General features: G+C 38.9%; 15 protein-coding genes. 14 read left to right on the top strand and 1 reads right to left on the bottom strand.

The genetic code is table 11. The annotated features are described in order from the left end of the window. Positions 1-24 precede the first annotated feature (24 nt). The 6 genes from NQ185_RS15485 to NQ185_RS15460 all read left to right on the top strand — a co-directional run bounded on the left by NQ185_RS15485 (position 25) and on the right by NQ185_RS15460 (position 8,286). Positions 25-720 (top strand): ABC transporter ATP-binding protein, encoded by a 696-nt coding sequence (locus NQ185_RS15485; protein ID WP_257582893.1) that lies wholly within the window; start codon positions 25-27, stop codon positions 718-720. Further along, complete coding sequence (locus NQ185_RS15480; RefSeq protein ID WP_257582892.1) at positions 689-1,738, top strand: efflux RND transporter periplasmic adaptor subunit; 1,050 nt, start codon at positions 689-691, stop codon at positions 1,736-1,738. The genes NQ185_RS15485 and NQ185_RS15480 overlap by 32 nt, the downstream gene beginning before the upstream one ends. 13 nt (positions 1,739-1,751) lie before the next feature. Further along, positions 1,752-4,625, top strand: coding sequence for an ABC transporter permease (locus tag NQ185_RS15475; RefSeq protein ID WP_257582891.1), 2,874 nt, complete (start codon positions 1,752-1,754; stop codon positions 4,623-4,625). Beyond that, positions 4,625-5,524, top strand: coding sequence for an ABC transporter ATP-binding protein (locus tag NQ185_RS15470; RefSeq protein ID WP_257582889.1), 900 nt, complete (start codon positions 4,625-4,627; stop codon positions 5,522-5,524). The genes NQ185_RS15475 and NQ185_RS15470 overlap by 1 nt, the downstream gene beginning before the upstream one ends. 475 nt (positions 5,525-5,999) lie before the next feature. After that, complete coding sequence (locus NQ185_RS15465; RefSeq protein ID WP_257582887.1) at positions 6,000-7,169, top strand: AGE family epimerase/isomerase; 1,170 nt, start codon at positions 6,000-6,002, stop codon at positions 7,167-7,169. 103 nt (positions 7,170-7,272) lie between these two features. After that, entirely contained in the window at positions 7,273-8,286 is a 1,014-nt protein-coding gene (locus tag NQ185_RS15460; protein WP_257582886.1) for a substrate-binding domain-containing protein, read from the top strand. A 29-nt stretch (positions 8,287-8,315) separates the two neighbouring features. On the opposite strand, the gene NQ185_RS15455 is transcribed toward NQ185_RS15460, so the two are convergent. Further along, on the bottom strand, positions 8,316-10,481 hold the full coding sequence (locus NQ185_RS15455; protein ID WP_257582885.1) for an alpha-galactosidase: 2,166 nt from the start codon (positions 10,479-10,481) through the stop codon (positions 8,316-8,318). A 204-nt stretch (positions 10,482-10,685) separates the two neighbouring features. Between NQ185_RS15455 and NQ185_RS15450 the strand changes: the two genes are divergently transcribed. The 8 genes from NQ185_RS15450 (at position 10,686) to NQ185_RS15415 (ending at position 20,000) form a co-directional block, all read left to right on the top strand. Beyond that, the gene (locus tag NQ185_RS15450; protein ID WP_257582884.1) at positions 10,686-11,648 is read left to right on the top strand and encodes a glycoside hydrolase family 113; all 963 of its coding nucleotides are present in this window, start codon (positions 10,686-10,688) and stop codon (positions 11,646-11,648) included. 18 nt (positions 11,649-11,666) lie between these two features. Then, positions 11,667-12,281 carry an SGNH/GDSL hydrolase family protein gene (locus NQ185_RS15445; protein WP_257582883.1) on the top strand — a complete coding sequence of 205 codons (615 nt, stop codon included), beginning with the start codon at positions 11,667-11,669 and terminating at the stop codon, positions 12,279-12,281. 23 nt (positions 12,282-12,304) lie between these two features. Continuing rightward, positions 12,305-14,776 carry a beta-mannosidase gene (locus NQ185_RS15440; RefSeq protein ID WP_257582882.1) on the top strand — a complete coding sequence of 824 codons (2,472 nt, stop codon included), beginning with the start codon at positions 12,305-12,307 and terminating at the stop codon, positions 14,774-14,776. A gap of 106 nt (positions 14,777-14,882) precedes the next feature. Continuing rightward, on the top strand, positions 14,883-16,502 hold the full coding sequence (locus NQ185_RS15435) for a spore germination protein (RefSeq protein ID WP_257582881.1): 1,620 nt from the start codon (positions 14,883-14,885) through the stop codon (positions 16,500-16,502). 15 nt (positions 16,503-16,517) lie between these two features. Then, the gene (locus tag NQ185_RS15430; protein WP_257582880.1) at positions 16,518-17,630 is read left to right on the top strand and encodes a GerAB/ArcD/ProY family transporter; all 1,113 of its coding nucleotides are present in this window, start codon (positions 16,518-16,520) and stop codon (positions 17,628-17,630) included. Next, on the top strand, positions 17,631-18,866 hold the full coding sequence (locus tag NQ185_RS15425) for a Ger(x)C family spore germination protein (protein WP_257582878.1): 1,236 nt from the start codon (positions 17,631-17,633) through the stop codon (positions 18,864-18,866). A 24-nt stretch (positions 18,867-18,890) separates the two neighbouring features. Continuing rightward, positions 18,891-19,085 carry a CLC_0170 family protein gene (locus NQ185_RS15420; protein ID WP_257582875.1) on the top strand — a complete coding sequence of 65 codons (195 nt, stop codon included), beginning with the start codon at positions 18,891-18,893 and terminating at the stop codon, positions 19,083-19,085. Positions 19,086-19,199: 114 nt separating this feature from the next. Further along, a complete protein-coding gene (locus tag NQ185_RS15415) occupies positions 19,200-20,000 on the top strand; it encodes an SDR family NAD(P)-dependent oxidoreductase (protein WP_257582874.1) in 801 nt (266 codons plus the stop codon). The last annotated feature ends 12 nt before the right edge of the window (positions 20,001-20,012 follow it).

Here is a 20,012-nt window from a genome sequence, read left to right as displayed (position 1 = left end):
AAATGATAGAAAGGTGCTGTAAAAATGGAACCAGTTGTAAGAATTGAAAATATAAGCAAGTCTTTTGGATCAGGAAATAAAAAAGTAGAGATTTTGGATCAAATTAATTTATCAATTGAGCCATACCAGTTGGTAGCACTTAGGGGAAGGTCTGGATCAGGAAAAACAACTTTGTTGAATTTAATTGGTGCTCTCGATAAACCAACTGGTGGAGAAATATATATAGAAGGAAGTCCAATCAGTAAATACAATGAAAAGCAGCGTTCTGAGCTGCGTAGAAATAAAATGGGTTTCGTGTTTCAGTCTTATGGACTCGTCCCACTCATGACAGTGGAAGAAAATATCGAGTTTGGACTTAGAATTGCAGGAGTACCCCGCGCAGAATGGGCAGATAAAATAAAGGAAGCGATTGAACTCGTTGGATTATCGAAGCGTATTAAACACCGCCCATTTGAAATATCCGGTGGAGAGCAGCAAAGGGTTGCCATTGCAAGAGCGATCGCAACAAAGCCGGCTTTATTGCTGGCGGATGAGCCTACAGCTGAATTAGACACGAAAACAGCCTTTAATATTATTAGCGCTTTTCAGGAACTGGTGAAAAGTAGAACGACGACGATTGTAATGACAACCCATGACCCTGGCATTCTCGAAATAATAGATCATGTTTATACATTGGAGGATCGGAAAATTGCAAAAGAACAACAGAAAATTATCATCTAATAGACTAAATGTTTACTATTTATTAGGGGCTTTAGCATTAATTTCGATTTTTTTAAGTGGTTGTACTTTTTTACCTAAGGAAGAACCGGTATTAGCTCCACCGCTCGTTGAACCAGCTAAACTCGACTATGAAACAGCTGAAGTGAAAAAGGCTGAGATCATTAAAAGAGTTAAAGGCTCTGGGACATTAGTTCCAACAAGTCATCAAGATTTATACTATACAAAAGATGGCGGGCGCTTAAAAAAGGTCCATGTAAGAGAAGGAGACTTAGTTAAAAAAGGACAAACTCTAGCAGAATTAGAAACTGGAAACCTCGCTTTTGAAATCGATCAAGCCTATATTGATTTGAAAAAAGCCCAATTAAGGCTTCAGCAAATGGAAGCACATGAAGACGATAAATATTCCATTGAAATGGGAAAATTAGACGTCCAAAGTATTAATAATCGTCTTTATTTTATGAATAATCAGATGGCCGAATCGAAAATTGTATCTCCGATTGATGGAGTGATTACATTTGTTACTGAAATTCGTCAAGGACAAGGCGTTCCTGCCTATGAATCCTTATTCCAAGTAGCAGAAACAACGCAGCTGCAAATTCAATACACGGCTATGAATGCAAATGATTTAGCAGATGTAAAGCTTGGAATGGATACTGTAACGAATATTAAAGGTGAAGAAATAAAAGGAGAAGTGGTACAAACACCTAAGGATGTTCCTGCGGATATTTATGAACAAAATCCAGATTTATATAGCAAATCTATCCTTGTAGAAGTTGAAAAGCTTCCTAAAGATGTAAAAGTTGGAGACATCGCTGGTATTGAAATTATAACAGCTAAGAAAAAGGATACGCTTGTCATTCCGAAAAATGGCCTTCGTACAACAGTGGGTAGAAACTATGTTCAAATTATGGTTGATAATACAAAGCGTGAAGTAGACGTGGAAGTCGGAATTATTTCTTCTACAGAAGTGGAAGTGCTAAAAGGACTCGATGAAGGGGACGTCATCATCTTAAAGTAGGAGGGATAAGTCCGTGGCTATCATAAAGTTAATTTTTCGTAAGATGCTAAATAATCGCTGGCTGACCGGAAGCTTATTCCTCGGTTTAATCATAACCGTTTCACTTGTTTCAAGTATTCCAACTTATACATCCAGCGTTTTACAAAAGTTATTGGTTCGAGAATTAGAAGATCATCAAGTGAAAAAAAATCAATATCCTGGTGAATTTTCATTTTCTGATACCTTTGCAAATTCTATAGTAAAAAAACCAGCTGAATCACTTGCTAAGGTAGAAGATATTAAGAAGAATATTGTAGAAAGTGCTGGAATACCAGTAGTAGCGGATGTTAATTTAATTGCTACAACCCCGCTTAGAACAATGTTTGAAGAAGAAGAAAGAAGAGGACAGTCTCAAAATGCAGCCAAATTGCTGATGATAACCAGTTTTGAGGAGCATATCAAAATTACCGACGGTACATATCCTAGTGATAAAGCTGTAGATGGGGTCGTTGAGGCGCTTGTTTCAGAAACGGCATTAGTTAAAAGGAGCATGGTGCTTGGGACTACATTTGTCGTCGGCAGTGAAAAAGATCATCAGTTTATTATAAAACCTGTGGGGACATTCCAGCCGAAATCAGTTGAAAATCCATTTTGGTCCCTTATTCCGCAATCATTTAACGATGATTTCATTGTTAATGAAAAATGGTTTAGAAGTGAATTGATACAAAAGCATGAAGAGATCTTAGGAATTGGCAGATTTAGCTCTGCCTTTGATTACCATAAAATCGAGGACAGTCATTTTCCAATGTTGCTTCGTATGGAATCAAAGTTGAAATCTGAAGTATCAAGTGTTAAAAAAGCTACTATTTTATTTAATTTCCCAATCAAAAATATTCTAAAATCATATGACAATAAAGGAAAGCAAATGACGACCATGCTATGGTCGCTGAATGTCCCGGTACTTATTATGCTTGCCATTTATTTATATATGATTTCTCGTTTAATCATTGAACGGCAATTAAATGAAATCGCAGTCTTTACTAGTCGAGGAGCAAGTCGTTTTCAGATTCTCGGAATCTACTTTATTGAAATTGCCATTTTAGGAGCAATTGCGCTATTGATTGGCCCACTCATTGGCTTGCAACTATGTAAATTACTCGGCGCTTCCAATGGATTCTTGGAATTTATTCAACGATCGGCATTGCCAGTGAAACTTTCGATGAAATCATACACGTATGCATTAGTAGCAGTATTGGCTTCTATCATCATGATTATGATTCCAGTTTATAGAGCTTCTGGGCAAAGCATTGTTAATCATAAGCAACAATCAGCCCGAGATGTAGGAAAAGTACCTTGGTATACAGTAATTTTTGAATTGGCCGTTTTGGGAATCTCTATTTATGGGCTAATGGCTTTCAACCGCAGTCAAAAGGTACTACAATCAATCGATGTTGAGAGTTCTGATATAATGATTGACCCGGAACTATTTTTCATGCCTGCTCTTTTCATCATCGGCTTAGGGCTAGTGGCTTTAAGAATTTATCCGTTGATTTTGAAGTTGATTTATAAAATTGGCGAAAAGTTCTGGCCGGTATCGCTATATAGTACATTTTTACAAGTAAGTCGATCTACAAAACAATACCAGTTTCTAATGTTGTTCTTAGTTATGACGATTGGGATGGGTGTGTTCAGTGCAAGTGCTGCCCGAACAATCAATACAAACTTAGAAGAACAATTATTATACAAAAATGGTTCGGAAATCCGTATGCTGCTAAGATGGGAAAGCAGCCGACCTTTGAACAGCGGTTATACTCCGCCAAGTCCGAGTGGACCTGAAGGGGGCGGTGGATCGGATGCTGCTATTGAAGAAATCGAACCGATAGTTTATACGGAACCACCGTTTGATCCGATTCAAAAATTAGAGCAAGTGGATAAAGCGGCTAAAGTGTTTAAAAAGGATTCCGTTTCTGTTACAACACCAAGTGGAAAAAGCATCCATTATCCAACATTAATGGCAGTAGAACCGAAGGCATTTGGAGAAACAGCATGGTTTAAGCCTTCTTTATTGCCGCATCATTGGTTCCAGTATTTGAACCTTATTGCCAATGAGCCTAGTGCCGTCCTTGTTTCAAAAAAGGCAGCCGAAGCGTTGGATCTTAAGCAAGGCGATTATATTTCCATGCAATGGGCTGGATCCGATTACGCTGAATTTGTCGTATATGGAATCATTGATTATTGGCCATCCTTTAACCCTCTGGAAAAATTGGACGAAAATAGATCAGAGGGAGCACTAATTGTTGCCAACCTGCCATTTGTCCAGAATATGCTCGGACTTGAGCCGTATGAGGTTTGGCTAAAATTGAAACCAGATACACCTCGGGCTGAATTTTATCAAGCAATTAAAGATGCTAAAATTCCAGTTACAGTTATGAATGACGTCAATCCACAAATTACAGATTTGAAAAATGGAGCCTTATTGTTAGGATTAAATGGTACAATGACACTAGGTTTCCTTATATCATTATTGATTTCATTTATCGGTTTCCTTTTATACTGGGTACTGACAATCAAGTCGAGAACATTGCAATATGGTATTTACCGGGCAATGGGGATTCCAATGCCGAAATTAATTGGGATATTAGTTTCTGAACAAGTTTTGACCTCCGGATTTGCATGTATTCTCGGAATCATTGTAGGTGGAGTGACAAGTCAATTATTCGTACCATTGTTCAAGCTTTCGATGAATGTTAGAGACTTGATGCCTCCATTTACTGTCATTTCGGATGCAAGCGACGAAGCGAAGATCTATATATTCTCGGCGCTAATGCTCATCCTGGGATCCGCCATATTAATTGGCTTCTTGAGAAAAATAAAAATTCATCAAGCCATAAAGTTAGGTGAAGATTAATGATCGATTGCCAAAATTTAATGAAAATCTATAAGATTGATGATGATCATGAAGTTATTGCTTTGCAAGGTCTTGATTTAAAAGTGGAGCAAGGCGAAATGATGGGCATTATCGGAAGTAGTGGTAGTGGTAAATCCACATTGCTGAATATGCTCGGTGGCTTAGATCGTCCAACAGCAGGTAAGCTAATGGTGGGCGGAAAAGATTTGCTTCGTCTGTCCGATAAAGATTTAGTGAAATATAAACTCGAAACAGTCGGCTTCGTTTGGCAAAATAATGCGCGAAACTTAATTCCGTATTTAACGGCGGTTGAAAATGTTGAGTTGCCCATGCTCATTAAAGGACGCCATAAACGTGAACGTGCAAAAGAATTGTTGGAAATGGTCGGAATGGGACATCGCTTAAATAGTAAATTGAATTCTCTATCCGGCGGGGAGCAGCAAAGGGTCGCCATCGCGATCTCCCTTGCCAACGATCCAAGATTAGTGCTAGCGGACGAACCGACAGGAAGTGTCGATGTAAAAACAGCAGATATTATCCTGGACGTCCTGCGAAACTTAAACCGCGAACTTGGAGTTACGATCGTAATCGTTACCCATGATACGCAGTTAACAAGAAAAATGGATCGCGTCGTCGCCATCCGAGATGGGAAAACATCGAGTGAAATTTTGCGTAAATCCTACTACTTAAATAATGACGACAACGAAAGCAGCGATGACGGTACAGAGGAAGATACACACGTAGAGCTAGCTGTTCTCGACAGTGCAAGAAGAATCCAAGTTCCTGAAAGCTATTTGGAAGCAATCGGAATTTCCGAAACAAATAAAGTCAGAATGGAACTGGAAGACGGAAAAATCGTCATCGTTAATCCAAATGAAATAAAATCAAAAGTTGTGTAGAGATTATTTGAAGAAACGGCCATCCCTTTTGTCATTGGGGTGGTCGTTTTTGGAGTGGATTGGTCCTGAGAAAGCGCCAATCTCTGTTTACGGAACGAATACGAAGTGAATTCGTTCTGAACAAGTGTCAATCTCGGCTTACGGAACGAATTAGTAGTGTATTCGAACTGAAAAAGCATCAATCTCAGATTACGGAACGAATCATCAGTGAGTTCGTCCAGAAAAAGCGCCAATCTCGGATAACGATTCGAATAACGAGTAGTACTGCCCAATAAATTGTCCATCATCGATTATATATATAATGCTGTCCGTCCCAACAGCGTAAGATCGTCCTCACTCTAATAATAACCACCTTCAGTCTCCAGCCATCACAATATTTAAAAATACACGTTTTGACATTGTATATGCCAAGAAGTAATATAAATTTATAAAGTTATCGATTAATTAATTCTCCTTATGGGGTGGAGGGAATCTTATGAAAAAAATAAGAAATGAAGTTGAATTGGAACTGACTGAGCATATTCTTCCATTTTGGCTAAAGCTACAAGACCCTGATTATGGCGGGATATATGGTCAAGTTGATTATGATTTAAATTTGGATAAAAATGCCGATAAAGGCGGTATCGTTACAGCCAGGTTCCTTTGGACATTTTCGGCTGCTTTTCGTGAAACAGGAAAACAGGAATATCTTGAAGCCGCTAATAAGCTTTTCAAATTTTTAAAAGAAAAGGTATACGATCATGAATTTGCTGGGCTTTATTGGCTCGTCGATCATAAAGGAAATCCTAAAAATACGAGGAAGCACATATACACTCAATCATTTGGGGTGTATTCATGCAGTGAGTATTATTTAGCGTCTAAAGATGAAGAAGCGCTTGAGCTTGCGAAAAGTCTTTATTACACCATCGAAGAAAACGGGTTTAACCGAGAGAATAATGCGTATCGTGAAGAGTTTGATAGGGAATGGCACGAACAACCTAACCAAATGCTGAGTGGAAACGGGCTATTAGCAGATATTACGATGAACACCTATATTCATGTTCTCGAAGCGTATACTCTTCTTTTTAAAGCGTGGCCAGCCCCTGAACTGAAAGAAAGAATCGAAAATCTTCTGCATATTTTACACGACAAAATTTACAATCAGAGTACTACGTTTCTTGGAGTATTTTTCGATGAAAACTGGAACAATCTCATTGATATAAAATCATTCGGTCACGATATTGAAGCTAGTTGGCTAATTGACGAAGCGATTAAAACGATTGCCATCAATAATCCAACTTATAATCAAATGGTGATTGATATTGCCTACAATATTGCAAATTACGCTATTGAGGAAGATGGGTCTCTCATTAATGAACAAGTGAATGATGAAGTTGATCGGACTCGCGTCTGGTGGGTGCAAGCGGAGGCGGCTGTAGGTTTTTACAATGCTTATGAACGTACAGGTGATGAAAAGTTTCTTAAGCTCACAAAAGGATTATGGCAATACATGAAAAATAATATCATTGATCAGCGTGAAAATGGTGAATGGTATGCTGAGGTAAATGAAGAAGGCGTCCCGAAAAAGATGAATATTGTCGATCCGTGGAAAGCTTCCTATCATAATGGCAGATTTTGCTTGGAGTTCATGAAAAGATTGAAATAATAGATTATCGAGACAAGAATAGAAGAAACTGCTAAAATAAATGCAAATAAGTATATAAAAAATGATGATGAACGGCTGCATGCTGGGCATGTGAGGGATGTCAATGAAAAGTAATGTAACGATGAGGGATATCGCTGAAAAAATTGGAGTCAGCAGTGTGACCGTTTCGAAGGCACTGAATGATAAAGAAGGGGTCAGCGATGAATTAAAGGAAAAAATTAAACAGTTGGCTGAAAAAATGGGGTATCGCTTCAATACAGCAGCGAGATCGATGAAAGATGGGTTGTCATTCAATATAGGGGTTATCATTCCTGAACGATTTACAGGCTTGAATCAATCCTTTTACTTGAATTTCTACCAATCCATTTCAAAGGTTTTAGAAGAGCAAGGATATTACGGCATCCTCCATATTTTACGATCTGAAGATGAGGATGGATTGAAACTTCCGAGAATTTATTTAGAGCAAAAGGTTGATGGCTTTATCATTCTTGGGCAAATCAAAAAACATTATATTAAAAAACTGCAAACGGTTGAGCATCCAACCGTCTTCATGGATTTTTATGAAGATGAGGCGGACATCGATGCCGTCATTACCGATAACTTTTATGGGGCGTATGATATTACAAACTACTTGGTTCGGAATGGTCATGAAAAAATTGCGTATGTCGGTAATATTTATTCTACGAGCAGCATCCAAGATCGATTTCTCGGCTACTATAAGTCCTTGCTTGAACATCAAATAAAATTGAATGATGATTATATTTTAAGTGATCGTGACGAGGATGGAACGTATATTGACATTGAGCTTCCCAAAGATCTTCCTACCGCATTTGTATGCAATTGCGATCAAGTCGCCCATAATCTAATCACAAAATTAAAGGACTTGGGTTATCATGTCCCGGATGATTTTTCTGTTGTCGGGTTTGATAATGATATTTATGCAACCATTACGGAACCCGGCCTTACTACAGTAGAAGTGAATATTGAAGAAATGTCGCGGACGGCAGTCGGATTTATTCATGAAAAAATCCGTGATAGAGATAAAAATCACGGCAGGGTGCAAGTAAAGGGGAATATCGTTTATCGTGATTCAGTGAAAAATATAAAGAAAAATTAACAAAGAGAGAGGGCATCCTCTCTCTTAAATTATTGTGCTTTTAGTTTAAACCAAACACTACTATAGTCCCCGTGCAGCTTTGGTAAATAAATGCCTGCCGCCAGCAGCTGATCTCCACCGTATTCAACACCATCGGGCTCTAAAACATAGTTAAATTCAGGATTCAATCCTTTCAGAACGAGTCGCTTGCTTAACATATGAGGTTCCGCCAATACTTTAAAATAAAAGACTAAGGCTTCACGCTGATCCTCAGACACAAATATCCATGCCGCTTCATTTCCGTTGAATGGGTTTTTTAATCGATAAAATTCTCCTGTTTGTACGAGAGGCCGAATTTCCTTATACATCGCCACTTGCTGCTTTGCAATTTCTTTTTCATCATCCGTAAAGGTGCGTAAATCCATTTCATATCCGAAGTTCCCTGACATCGCGACATCTCCGCGCGTTTTAAGTGGAGTCATTCTTCCGACTTGATGGTTGGGCACAGATGATACATGAGCACCGATCGAGCTGATTGGATAAACAAGGCTTGTCCCATACTGAATTCTTAAACGTTCAATCGCGTCTGTCGTATCACTCGTCCAAGTTTGTGGCATATAGTACAGCATGCCTGGATCGAAACGACCGCCGCCGCTTGAACAGCTTTCAAATAAAATATGTGGGAATTTTGTTGTGAGGCGTTCAAGCAAATCATACAACCCGAGCACATAACGATGGGCAATTTCCGTTTGGTTATCTGCTGGCCAGCCTTCCGAACCAATTTCCGTTAAATACCGGTTCATATCCCATTTAATATAAGTAATTGGGACCCGCGAGAAAATATCACTTAATGCATTAAATATATAATCTCGAACTTCTGGGCGGGAAAAATCAAGAACGCTTTGCGTCCGTTGCAAGCTTCTCCGTCTTCCTTCAACATGAATACACCAATCCGGATGTTTTTTATACAGTTCGCTTTCAGGTGACACCATTTCGGGTTCAACCCAGAGACCAAATTGCAATCCTGTTGCTTTTACACGCTCGGCTAAATCTTCAAGTCCATTCGGAAGTTTCCTGCGATCTTCATACCAGTCGCCAAGCGATGTCGTATCGTCGTCTCTTTTACCAAACCAGCCATCATCTAAGACGAACAGTTCAATGCCGAGTTCCGCTCCCGCTTTTGCAATTGCTTCGATTTTCTCCGCATCAAAGTTGAAATAAGTCGCTTCCCAATTATTGACGAGAATTGGACGTTCTTTGTCGCGGAATTCTCCTCTTGCTAATCGTGTACGGTATAACTTATGATACGTTCTGGACATGCCTCCAATCCCATCTCCTGAATAAACCATAACTGCTTCAGGAGTTTGGAAGCTGTCACCAGGATTCAGAGTCCAGCCAAAATCAAATGGATTAATTCCAATTGACACCCTCGTATTAAATAACTGATCTACTTCTGCCTCGGCGAGAAAACTTCCACTATATACTAAACTAAATCCATAAACATCTCCGTGATTTTCGTCCGCTTCCGGGCGCATTATGGCAACGAACGGATTATGCTGATGGCTGCTGACTCCGCGCTTACTATCGATTGCAGTGTGCCCGGGCAATAAAGCTCTTCTGCGAACTTGCGCTTCTCTAGCCCATGCACCGGAAAGATACATCATCTCGTAATTGGAATCGTGAAAATCAACAGAGGCACTTAGAGCACGCCAAATTTTAAGCGGATGATTACCGCTATGGACAAATTTTACAGACCTTGCTATGGCGTTATGATCAGCGAAAATCGTGTAGCTTAAGTAAACGATCAATCCACTATACTCATCGTGCAATTCAAGCTCAAGTGTCTCTGCTTCACCCTCATCCTCTACGTACACTGCAGGCAGCCCATCTAACTTTGGCTTTCCTTTGATGATTTGATAATTTTTAAATACAAGTTCTGTTATCCTGCTTCCATCTGCAAGTTGAACTTGATACGCCGGGCTTCTAAAATCACCCGTTCCGTATTGGGGATATTCTTGTGGCAGCCCGTCTAGCGGAAGACTATTATGTGGATCCTTCCAACGCGGTGCCATGAATTGCTCCAAACTAGCTTCATTGCGCAGCTTTTTACCCCAATAAGCATGGGTGGGAGTACCGTTTACAATCTGGATGATATAGCTCATATCTTTTGATTGAAGATGGAAAATGTTTGATTGACGATCGTAATGGATAGTCATTTCGCAGCTCCTTTTTATATAGGTTTTTTCAACATAAATTAGTATGTGTAATGATACAAAACTCATGTTTTAAAGTGCTTAAATATTAGAAAAACTAATTGCTTAAAGTTAACGATTAAGTTATCATTTATTATATAATATGATGATTTTTTTCAAAAGTAAAAATATAAAACTATATTAAAAAAGAGAATTGGGGGGAGAACAATGAAGGAGTTATTTGTGAAAGGAATGACATATGGTTGGAATTCATCGAGAGGTGCATATCGGACTCCCGAGGCAGTAGAGTCCATGAAAAAATTAAAAGACACAGGCAGTGAATGGATTGCCTTATCATTTTATACATACCAAAACACAATATTCTCGACCGACATTCCTTTTGACTACGGTTTCACCATGACAGATAGTGATATCATGTTTGCGGTGAAAAAGGCTAAAGAACTTGGTTTGAAAGTATGTTTGAAACCTGTTGTTAACTCTAAAGATGGATTATGGAGAGCAAGAATCGGTTTTCCAGAAGAGGCCTTTGATTATTGGACGCAGTGGTTTGAGTCATATACGAACTTTTTGGTCCATTACGCTGAATTAGCAGAAGATCTTGAATGTGAAATGTTTTGTGTCGGCTGTGAAATGGTGGGAACGGAAGCTCAGACAGAAAATTGGATAAAAGTAGTGGAAAAAGTAAGAGAGGTTTACACTGGTCCAATTATCTATAATGCAAACCATGGCAAGGAAGACGGAATTAAGTGGTTTAATCATGTCGATATTATTGGGACGAGCGCCTATTATCCTGTTGGAGAAAAACCGAATGACAGCGAAGAAACGATGATGAAAAATTGGGAGAAAGTAAAAGTAAGAATTGAAAATCTTCATAAAAAGTTCAATAAGCCGATTTTATTTATGGAAATTGGATGTAGAAGTGCTGAGGGCTGTGCGACGATGCCATGGGATTTTGAACATCGTGATCTACCTTTTAATGAGGAAGAACAGGCCAACTTTTATAGTTCTGTTATGAAAACATTTTGGGATGAGCCATGGTTTGCCGGATTCTTCTGGTGGGACTGGAGTACGAAATTATATCCGCTTGAAGAGGCTAAAAACAATCGAGGTTTTGATATTTACGGTAAAAAAGCAGAAGAAGTGTTAAAAGATTGGTATATTAACAAATAAATTAGAGGAGAGGCGACGATGAAGGATAAAGCGCGAATTTTATTTATTGGCGACAGCATTACTGAATGGGGAAGAAATGAAGATCCAGAAGGTATTGGTTATGGATACGTTCGAATATTACACGATTATCTCGTCACAACTTTTCCAGAAAAGAAACTAGAAATCATCAATAAAGGAATTGGCGGCAACAGAGCGACGGATTTAAAGAACAGATGGGAAGATGATGTTCTTGCCCTGAATCCTGACTATGTTTCAGTTTCGATTGGAATCAATGATGTGTGGCGTCAGCTCGATAACCCAGATATGGAACAAGTCTACCCAGAACAGTTTGAAGAGATTTTGACTGGGCTTTTAGAAAAAACAAATGCACAGCTTATTTTGATGGAACCTACAGTCATCGAAGAAGATGTCAATTCTGAAGGAAATCAAAAGCTTGTACCTTATGTAGAGATCGTACGCGCACTTGCCAAGAAATTCAACGCAATCCTTGTTCCGACTCATCAAGATTTTATTGATTATTTAAAATCAGGTACAGCATACAAACTTACGACCGATGGTGTTCATATGAACTCTGCGGGAAACATGCTTATGGCTAGATCCTGGCTTAACGCATGTGAAAGTTTACTAAAGTAATATAACATCAAGGAGTGAACAAAATGATAAAAGTAGATTTAAACGGACAATGGAAAATGCAAGAAGCAGGAGCCGCAGATTGGCTTGAAGTTCAAGTGCCGGGCTCTGTTATGAATGATTTACTGCAAAATGGAAAAATTGAAGACCCATTTTATCGTGATAATGAAAAAATTGGGCTCGAAGTTGCTGCAAAAGATTTTGTATATACAAGAACATTTTCAGTAGATGAAGAACTTTTAACACAAGATAAAATCCTTCTTATTTGTGAAGGTCTCGATACTCTTGCTGAAGTTTCCGTGAATGGAGAGCTAGTCGAGAAGACTAATAATATGCACCGTATTTATGAAATCGATGTAAAGTCTTTTGTAACAAAAGGTGAAAATGAAATTTCAATCAAGTTTAATTCTCCTACAAAATATATAGAAGTTTTACAAAACGAAGATCCACTTGCACCTCTTGACGGCGGTGATGCGCTCCCAGGATTCCCATATTTAAGAAAAGCCCACTACATGTTCGGATGGGACTGGGGTCCGAAAATCCCTGATATGGGAATTTGGCGTAATATTTCAATCCAAGCGTGGAGTTCTGTAAAACTTGATGATGTGTATATGACACAGGTGCATAAAGACAACGAAGTACAACTTGATGTGCGGGTGAATGTTGAGAGATTGAATGAGGAACAAGACTTACAACTTGAAGTATCGTTGACTAATCCAGCTGGTCAAGTTGAAGTAAAAACAGTTCCAGTTTCAGCTTTACAAGAAATCATCACATTCAATGTGGACAATCCCGAATTATGGTGGCCAAATGGATATGGAAAACAGTCACTATATCAAGTAGAAGTTTCATTGTTAGATAAGAACGGTTCTAAGCTTGATGCAAAAGACTATAATATAGGTCTTCGCACAATTGAAGTGAAATCTGTTCCAGATGAGTTTGGAAGATCATTTGAATTTTACGTAAACGGGATTTCGATTTTTGGGATGGGTGCAAACTACATTCCGGAAGATAACATACTTGCTAGAAACTCTGTTAAAAAAACAGAGCGACTTTTAAAAGACAGCGTTGAAGCGAATTTTAATATGGTCCGGATTTGGGGCGGCGGTCATTATCCAGAAGACTATTTCTATGATCTTTGTGATCGCCTTGGTCTCATCGTGTGGCAGGACTTCATGTTTGCGTGTGCTTCGTATAAACTGACCGATGAGTTTTTAGATACTGTAAAAAAAGAAGTTACAGACAATGTGAAACGCCTTCGCCACCACGCAAGCCTTGGGATTTGGAGTGGAAATAATGAAGTTGAAGAAGGTTGGGTGCATTGGGGCTGGCCTCAGGATCCAATGCGCAAGACAGATTATATAAAGTTATTTGAATACATTATTCCAGAGATGATTAAGGAGCTTGACCCGCAAACATTTTACTGGTCGTCTTCTCCGTCTTCAGGCGGCGGTTTTGATCAACCGCGCGACCCAAATCGTGGAGACATGCATTATTGGGAAGTATGGCATGGATTAAAACCTTTCACAGAGTATCGGAAATACTTTTTCCGTTTCTGTTCTGAGTTTGGGTTCCAATCCTTCCCTTCATTGAAAACAGTGGAAAGCTTTACGATTCCCGAAGATCGCAATATTTTCTCACGTGTGATGGAGGCGCATCAGAAAAATTCAGGAGCAAACGGAAAGATTCTCTTCTATTTATCTGAGAACTTCCTTTATCCGAAGGACTTTGATTCGTTGCTTTATGTATCCCAACTTCTGCAAGCTGAAGCTATTAAATATGGGGTTGAACATTGGCGTAGGAATCGCGGGCGCTGTATGGGTTCGTTGTACTGGCAGTTAAATGATTGCTGGCCAGTTGCTTCATGGTCAAGCATTGACAGCTTTGGCCGCTGGAAGGCACTCCATTATTTTACGAAAAAGTTTTATGCACCTATTCTTCTATCCATTGAGGAAGAAGGAAAGACTGCTTCTATTCATGTAACAAATGATTCATTGGAAGATATTCAAGGGCGAATTGAATGGAAATTGTGCAAGAATACATCAGAAGTTTTAAAGGAAGGCAGCGTTGAAGCAAAAGTTGGAAAACTATCTGCTGAAAATTGCATCGAACTTATCTTTGAGGAAGATCTATCAAAAGATGATATGGTAAATACCTATCTTGAAGCTACATTCGTAATGAATGGTGAAAATCACTCCAATGCAGTAGTTCTATTTGTAAAACCGAAGCACTTTGAATTCCTTGACCCACAAATTACATTCGATGTACAGGAAGAAAATGATCAATTTATTCTTTCAGTCGAAGCTAATGGCGGGTTGGCAAAATATGTGGAGCTTGATTTACAAAAAGCTGATTGCAAATTCAGTGATAATTACTTCGACCTCTCAGCAGGGGACACGAAAAAAGTGACGATCATGAAAGATAGCTTAAGTGTAGATGTAAGCTTGGAAGAATTAAAAAGCAATTTATCTGTTCGCAGCATCTATAATACGTTCTAATTAAAAGACAGGCTCACAATGGGCCTGTTTTTTTAGTTTTACATAATCACCACTAAATTACACATACTGACATTAATATATTTTGGTAAGTAATGAGGGATACAGTATGTCAGGCTGGAAGTGGAAAAAGAAAACTAAACAACAGGAGTTAAGCAACATTCCGCACGTAAAAGTAGAGAAACGAGATCTACAAATATTAAATGGTAATCTTGAAGAGACTATTGACTTCATTACAAGTATTTTAGGAAATAATGACGACTTTATTACTCGAAAATTTAAAGTTTTAGGGAAGTTTCCCGCAGCTATTTTTTATATATCAAGCATGGTGGATCCTCCTGTGATTAATCATGATCTTTTAAAACCGCTCATGTTTCCGCCGGATCACCTAGATATTAAAGAAATTCAGCCAAATCATTTATTAAAAGTCTTGACGGAGGAAGTTTTATACCATAGTGATGTCAAGCTTGAATCAAATGTCGCAAATTTAATAGATGTCCTACTGGTTGGGGAAACAGTGATTGTCATCTCTGGTTCCCTGCAAGCTTTTCACCTTGATACGCGTAAAATCGAGAAAAGAGCTCTTACCCAACCAGAAACCGAACAAGTCATCATCGGACCACGGGAAGGTTTTATTGAGCAAATCGATGCAAATATTGGTTTAATTCGCTATCGCTTGCCGACAGCGGACTTTTGTGTAAGAACGATGAAAATTGGCCGGCTTACGAAATCGAAAGTAGCCATTTGTTATATGAAAGGCATTGCGGACCCTTCTATAGTTGATGAGGTTGAAAAACGTTTATCACAGATTCATGTGGATGCCATTTTGGATGTCGGGTATATTGAGCAATTTATTGAAAATTATCAGTTCTCCCCTTTTCCGCAAACGATATTGACTGAACGGCCTGATAGTGTAGTCGGAAATATCATTGAAGGGAGAGTAGCCGTTCTTGTTGACGGATCTCCGTTTGTATTGATGGTCCCAGTAGTTTTTAATCAGTTTTACCAAACGACGGAAGATTACTCGACACGTTTTTTGCTGGCAAGCTTTACTCGTCTTGTTCGGATTTTGGCGCTTATCTTTTCGTTAATTTTTCCTGCCCTATATGTTTCGTTCATTTCGTTCAACCCCGAGTTATTACCCACCGAATTTGCCGTAGCGGTTGCTGGAGGCCGGGCAGGAGTGCCATTTCCCGCAGTGATTGAAGTATTGATGATGGAAGTGGCGATGGAAGTATTACGAGAAGCAACTGTTCGTTTGCCGAAGCAAATTGGTGGTGCATTATCAATAGTAGGTGTGTTAGTTATTGGGCAGGCCGCAGTAGATGCTGGCCTATCAAGTCCGATTACAGTTGTCGTCATTGCGATAACAACGATTGGCTCATTTGCTACCCCCGTTTATAATGCTTCTTTCGCTTTACGGATGCTTCGGTTTCCATTAGCTATTCTCGCTGGGGTTTTTGGACTTTACGGACTAGTAGTAGGAATTATTATCATATTTAACCACATGCTGTCGTTAAAATCATTTGGGGTGCCATATATGAGTCCTGTTTCTCCTGGAAATGCCCAAGGGATGAAAGATGTTATCATCAGGATACCTTTTAGATGGATGCCGGAAAGACCTGAATTTCTTCATCCTAATAATAAAAAGCGGATTGGAAAAAATGAAGAAGTATTTTCAGCAAGCGCAGCAAATGCCTCAAATCAAACGAAGACAAGCAAAAAGTGAGCGGAGGGATATTAGATGGAGCATTCACGTCAAATAACCGTTATCCAGGTAACGTCTATACTCATTAGTACAATCATTGGTGTAGGCGTTTTAAATCTGCCGCTTATTGCTGTTAAGGCTGCTGGCACTAGTGCTCCTTTCCTAACTTTCATAGCGGTCTTAATTAGTTTTGGAGGGTTGTATCTCGTCACGAAGCTTGGAATACGTTTCCCGGATCAAACCATCATTGGTTACAGTCAGGTCGTACTTGGGAAATGGATTGGCCGCATGTACGGCATTTTATTGATCCTATTTTTTACTTTTTTAACTGCTATGGCGTCAAGAGAATTTGGTGAAGTTGTCGTTGCCGCAGTCCTAAAAAACACGCCAATTGAAGTGACCGTCATTGTTATGTTATTGATGGCCGCCGTCTTTACCCGTGATGATCTTAATACCTTTGCATATATTCATAACTTTTATGTTCCTGCTATTATAGTACCAGGATTATTGATTGTCATATTATCATTTAAAAATGCAAATCTGCTGTATTTTCAACCAATCGTTCAATCTCTTTTTACGAAAGATATAGATCATTTGTTCATTGGAATGTTGACAGTCGTTGCTTTGTTTCAAGGGTTTTTTATTATGACCATTCTAATCCCTTCCATGAAAAAGCCAAAAAAAGCGATGAAGGCGGCTTTTTTTGGATTGGGAATATCAGGGGCTTTTTATGTCATGGTTGTACTAGCCACACTTTCGGTTTTTGGGGTGGAGGAAATGAAAAACTTAATGTGGCCAACATTGGAATTGGCAAGAGCAACATCTTTACCTGGCAACCTTTTACAGAGATTAGATGTTGTGTTTCTAGCTATTTGGGTAACTGCTGTTTTTACGACGATTTTTTCAAGTTATATGTTGACAATACATTCCTTAAGTCAATTTTTCCGTTTACAAGGCCACAAAACATTTTCTTTCTTTTTACTGCCTATTGTTTTTTTGGTCGCCATGATTCCTAGGAATGTGCTGCAGATGTACGATGTGATCAAAGTCGTTGGGAGACTAGGCCTTATAGTTACAATTGGATTCCCTTTTATCATATTATTTACCGCGATCATTCGCAAAATACCCGGCAAAAAAGGGGGGCAATAAATGGATAAAAAATGTTTTCATCTTCTATGCATCGTTTGTTTATTCATCCCTCTTTTATCTGGGTGCTGGGATAGTTTAGATATAGAAAAAAGAGCAACTGTACTGGCTATCGCCATTGACAAAGCAGAACCAGACCACGGATTGGAGCATGAAAGTGAAGAAGAAAAAAAGATCACCAATGTTAAAGGTGATACTTCAGAGGATGATAGGCAATTAATTCGATTGACTGCCCAAATTGCTGTTCCCGGGCGCATCCCATTAGGGCCGCAAATTGGTGGGGGAGGCGGGGATCAGAAACCAGTTTGGGTATTGTCTGTAGTAGGCTCTACGATTGATTCCGCGATGACAAATCTTCAGCAAGAGTTATCGGATAAATTATTTTTGGGGCATCTACGGATTATTATCGTTAGCGAAGAAATAGCTAAGGAGGGCGTTAGTCGATTTAATGATTATTTACGAAGACAGTCAGAAGTTAGAAGAACAGCTTGGCTCGCCATATCAAAGGAAAAAGCATCTAAATATATGTCAGTTGCACCAGAATTAGAAAGAGTTCCTGCCTTATATCTTAATGTTATGGTTGAAAATACAGTTAAATTAGGTAAATTCCCTAACAACCCAATTGGCGTGTTTTGGAGAATTCATACAAGCAAAGGACAAGATTCCTTCCTCCCTTTTCTTGAAATAAAGCGAGGGGGAAATATTAACCTTGAGGGACTTGCGTATTTTAAAGGGGACAAAATGAAGGGGGAAATTGCCCCCATTCAGATAGGGCTTCTGATGGCTATCATTCAAAAGGGAGAAGGTGGCTATGCGGCATTTTACAACATTCCAGGTTCAGATGAACAAGTATTGCTTCGTGCCATGAAACGAAGGGCAAAATTTAAAACGGCAATCCATAACGGGAAACCTGAAATACGAATTAGAATCCGTTATGAAAATGAAATTGTCGAAAAAGAACATGGGAAAATACCGATAAATAATCCAGAAGTTATTCAAAAACTTGAGCAAAGCTATAATAATGATGTGAAGATAGCGGTAGAGAAATTAATAAAGAAAATGAAGAAGGAAAAGTCGGATATCTTTGGCTTTGGTGAACATATAAGGGCAAAACATCCTAAATTTTGGGACCAACATGTAAAAACGAAAGAAGATTGGGAAGAGATTTTTAAAAATGATTTAAAAGTTAGCGTACAAGTCGAGTCGCAAATACTAAGAATAGGCATGAAAGCGAAATAAAATTAGCTAAGGGAGTAGACTTCATTGCATTATTTATACTATCTTGTCGTCCTATTCATTATGACTGGAATCTTCATCTTATTCGTTGACGCAAAAACCTTTAAGAAAATTAAAATGGATAGAGAAAAGAAATTCTCCCTATTTTTAGGATGGACGAATGTAATTGGGGGAACTGGGTTTTTTATCGTGTACTGGGCATATCAGAGGTGGTTTTGGTAATTGGCCTTGCTAATTTTAAAAAAGTTTTAACTTAATATTTAAAAAAACAGGACACTTACACTCAATTATCGAATGTTGTACAAACAAAACTTATTGAGGGGTGTCCTAAGAGTTATGGAAACTTATGAAAGCTCCAAAACAGTATTGGTAACAGGTGCTAGTCGTGGAATCGGAAAAGGGATTGCATTAAAGATGGCATCGCATGGTTACGATGTAGCTATCACCTATCGTTCCGAAAAGGAGGAAGCAGAAGAAGTCGCGCATTCCATTGAAAAAGATTATGGGAGGAAATGTATTATTTTTCAAGCAGATTTATCTGACGAAGATACTGCTAAGAAACTTGTTGGAAAAACAATAGAAGAATTCCGCTACCTTAATGTGTTAGTTAATAATGCGGGGTTAACAATTAAAAGTACACTTGCAGAAATGGAGATTGAGAAGATCAATTTCCTTCTAAACCTAAATTTGAAAGCGCCATTTCTATTAATGCGAGAAGCGGTAAGGCATATGAAAGAGGAGAAAATTTCAGGAAATATTATCAACATCGCTTCCACAAGAGGGAAAAGAGCCTATCCAGATGATGCAGTCTATGGAGGAACAAAGGCTGCACTCATTCGTGCAACGGAATCTGTAGCATTAGAGTGTGCCCCTTATGGAATACGCGTTAATTGTATTGCACCAGGTGCAACAAGGGTCCGCGCGGGAAATGATCAATTCTATGAAAAATTAGGCAATAAAATACCATTAAAAAGATTGGGCACCCCAGAAGATATTGGACAAGCGGCAGCATGGTTGGTTTCCGATCAAGCTTCCTATATAACAGGCGAAACGATTAAAATTGACGGCGGACTCATTTTACCCGGCATGCCGGAAGATGTGAGCCCTGAAGCTGGCTACGGCTGGGGAAATATGTGATAGCGAGGGAGA

This window comes from Lederbergia panacisoli (genome assembly GCF_024626525.1).
Lineage (GTDB): Bacteria > Bacillota > Bacilli > Bacillales > Bacillaceae_C > Lederbergia > Lederbergia panacisoli.
Note: the sequence above shows the minus strand (reverse complement) of the source record. Positions and strands in the feature narration are given on the sequence as shown.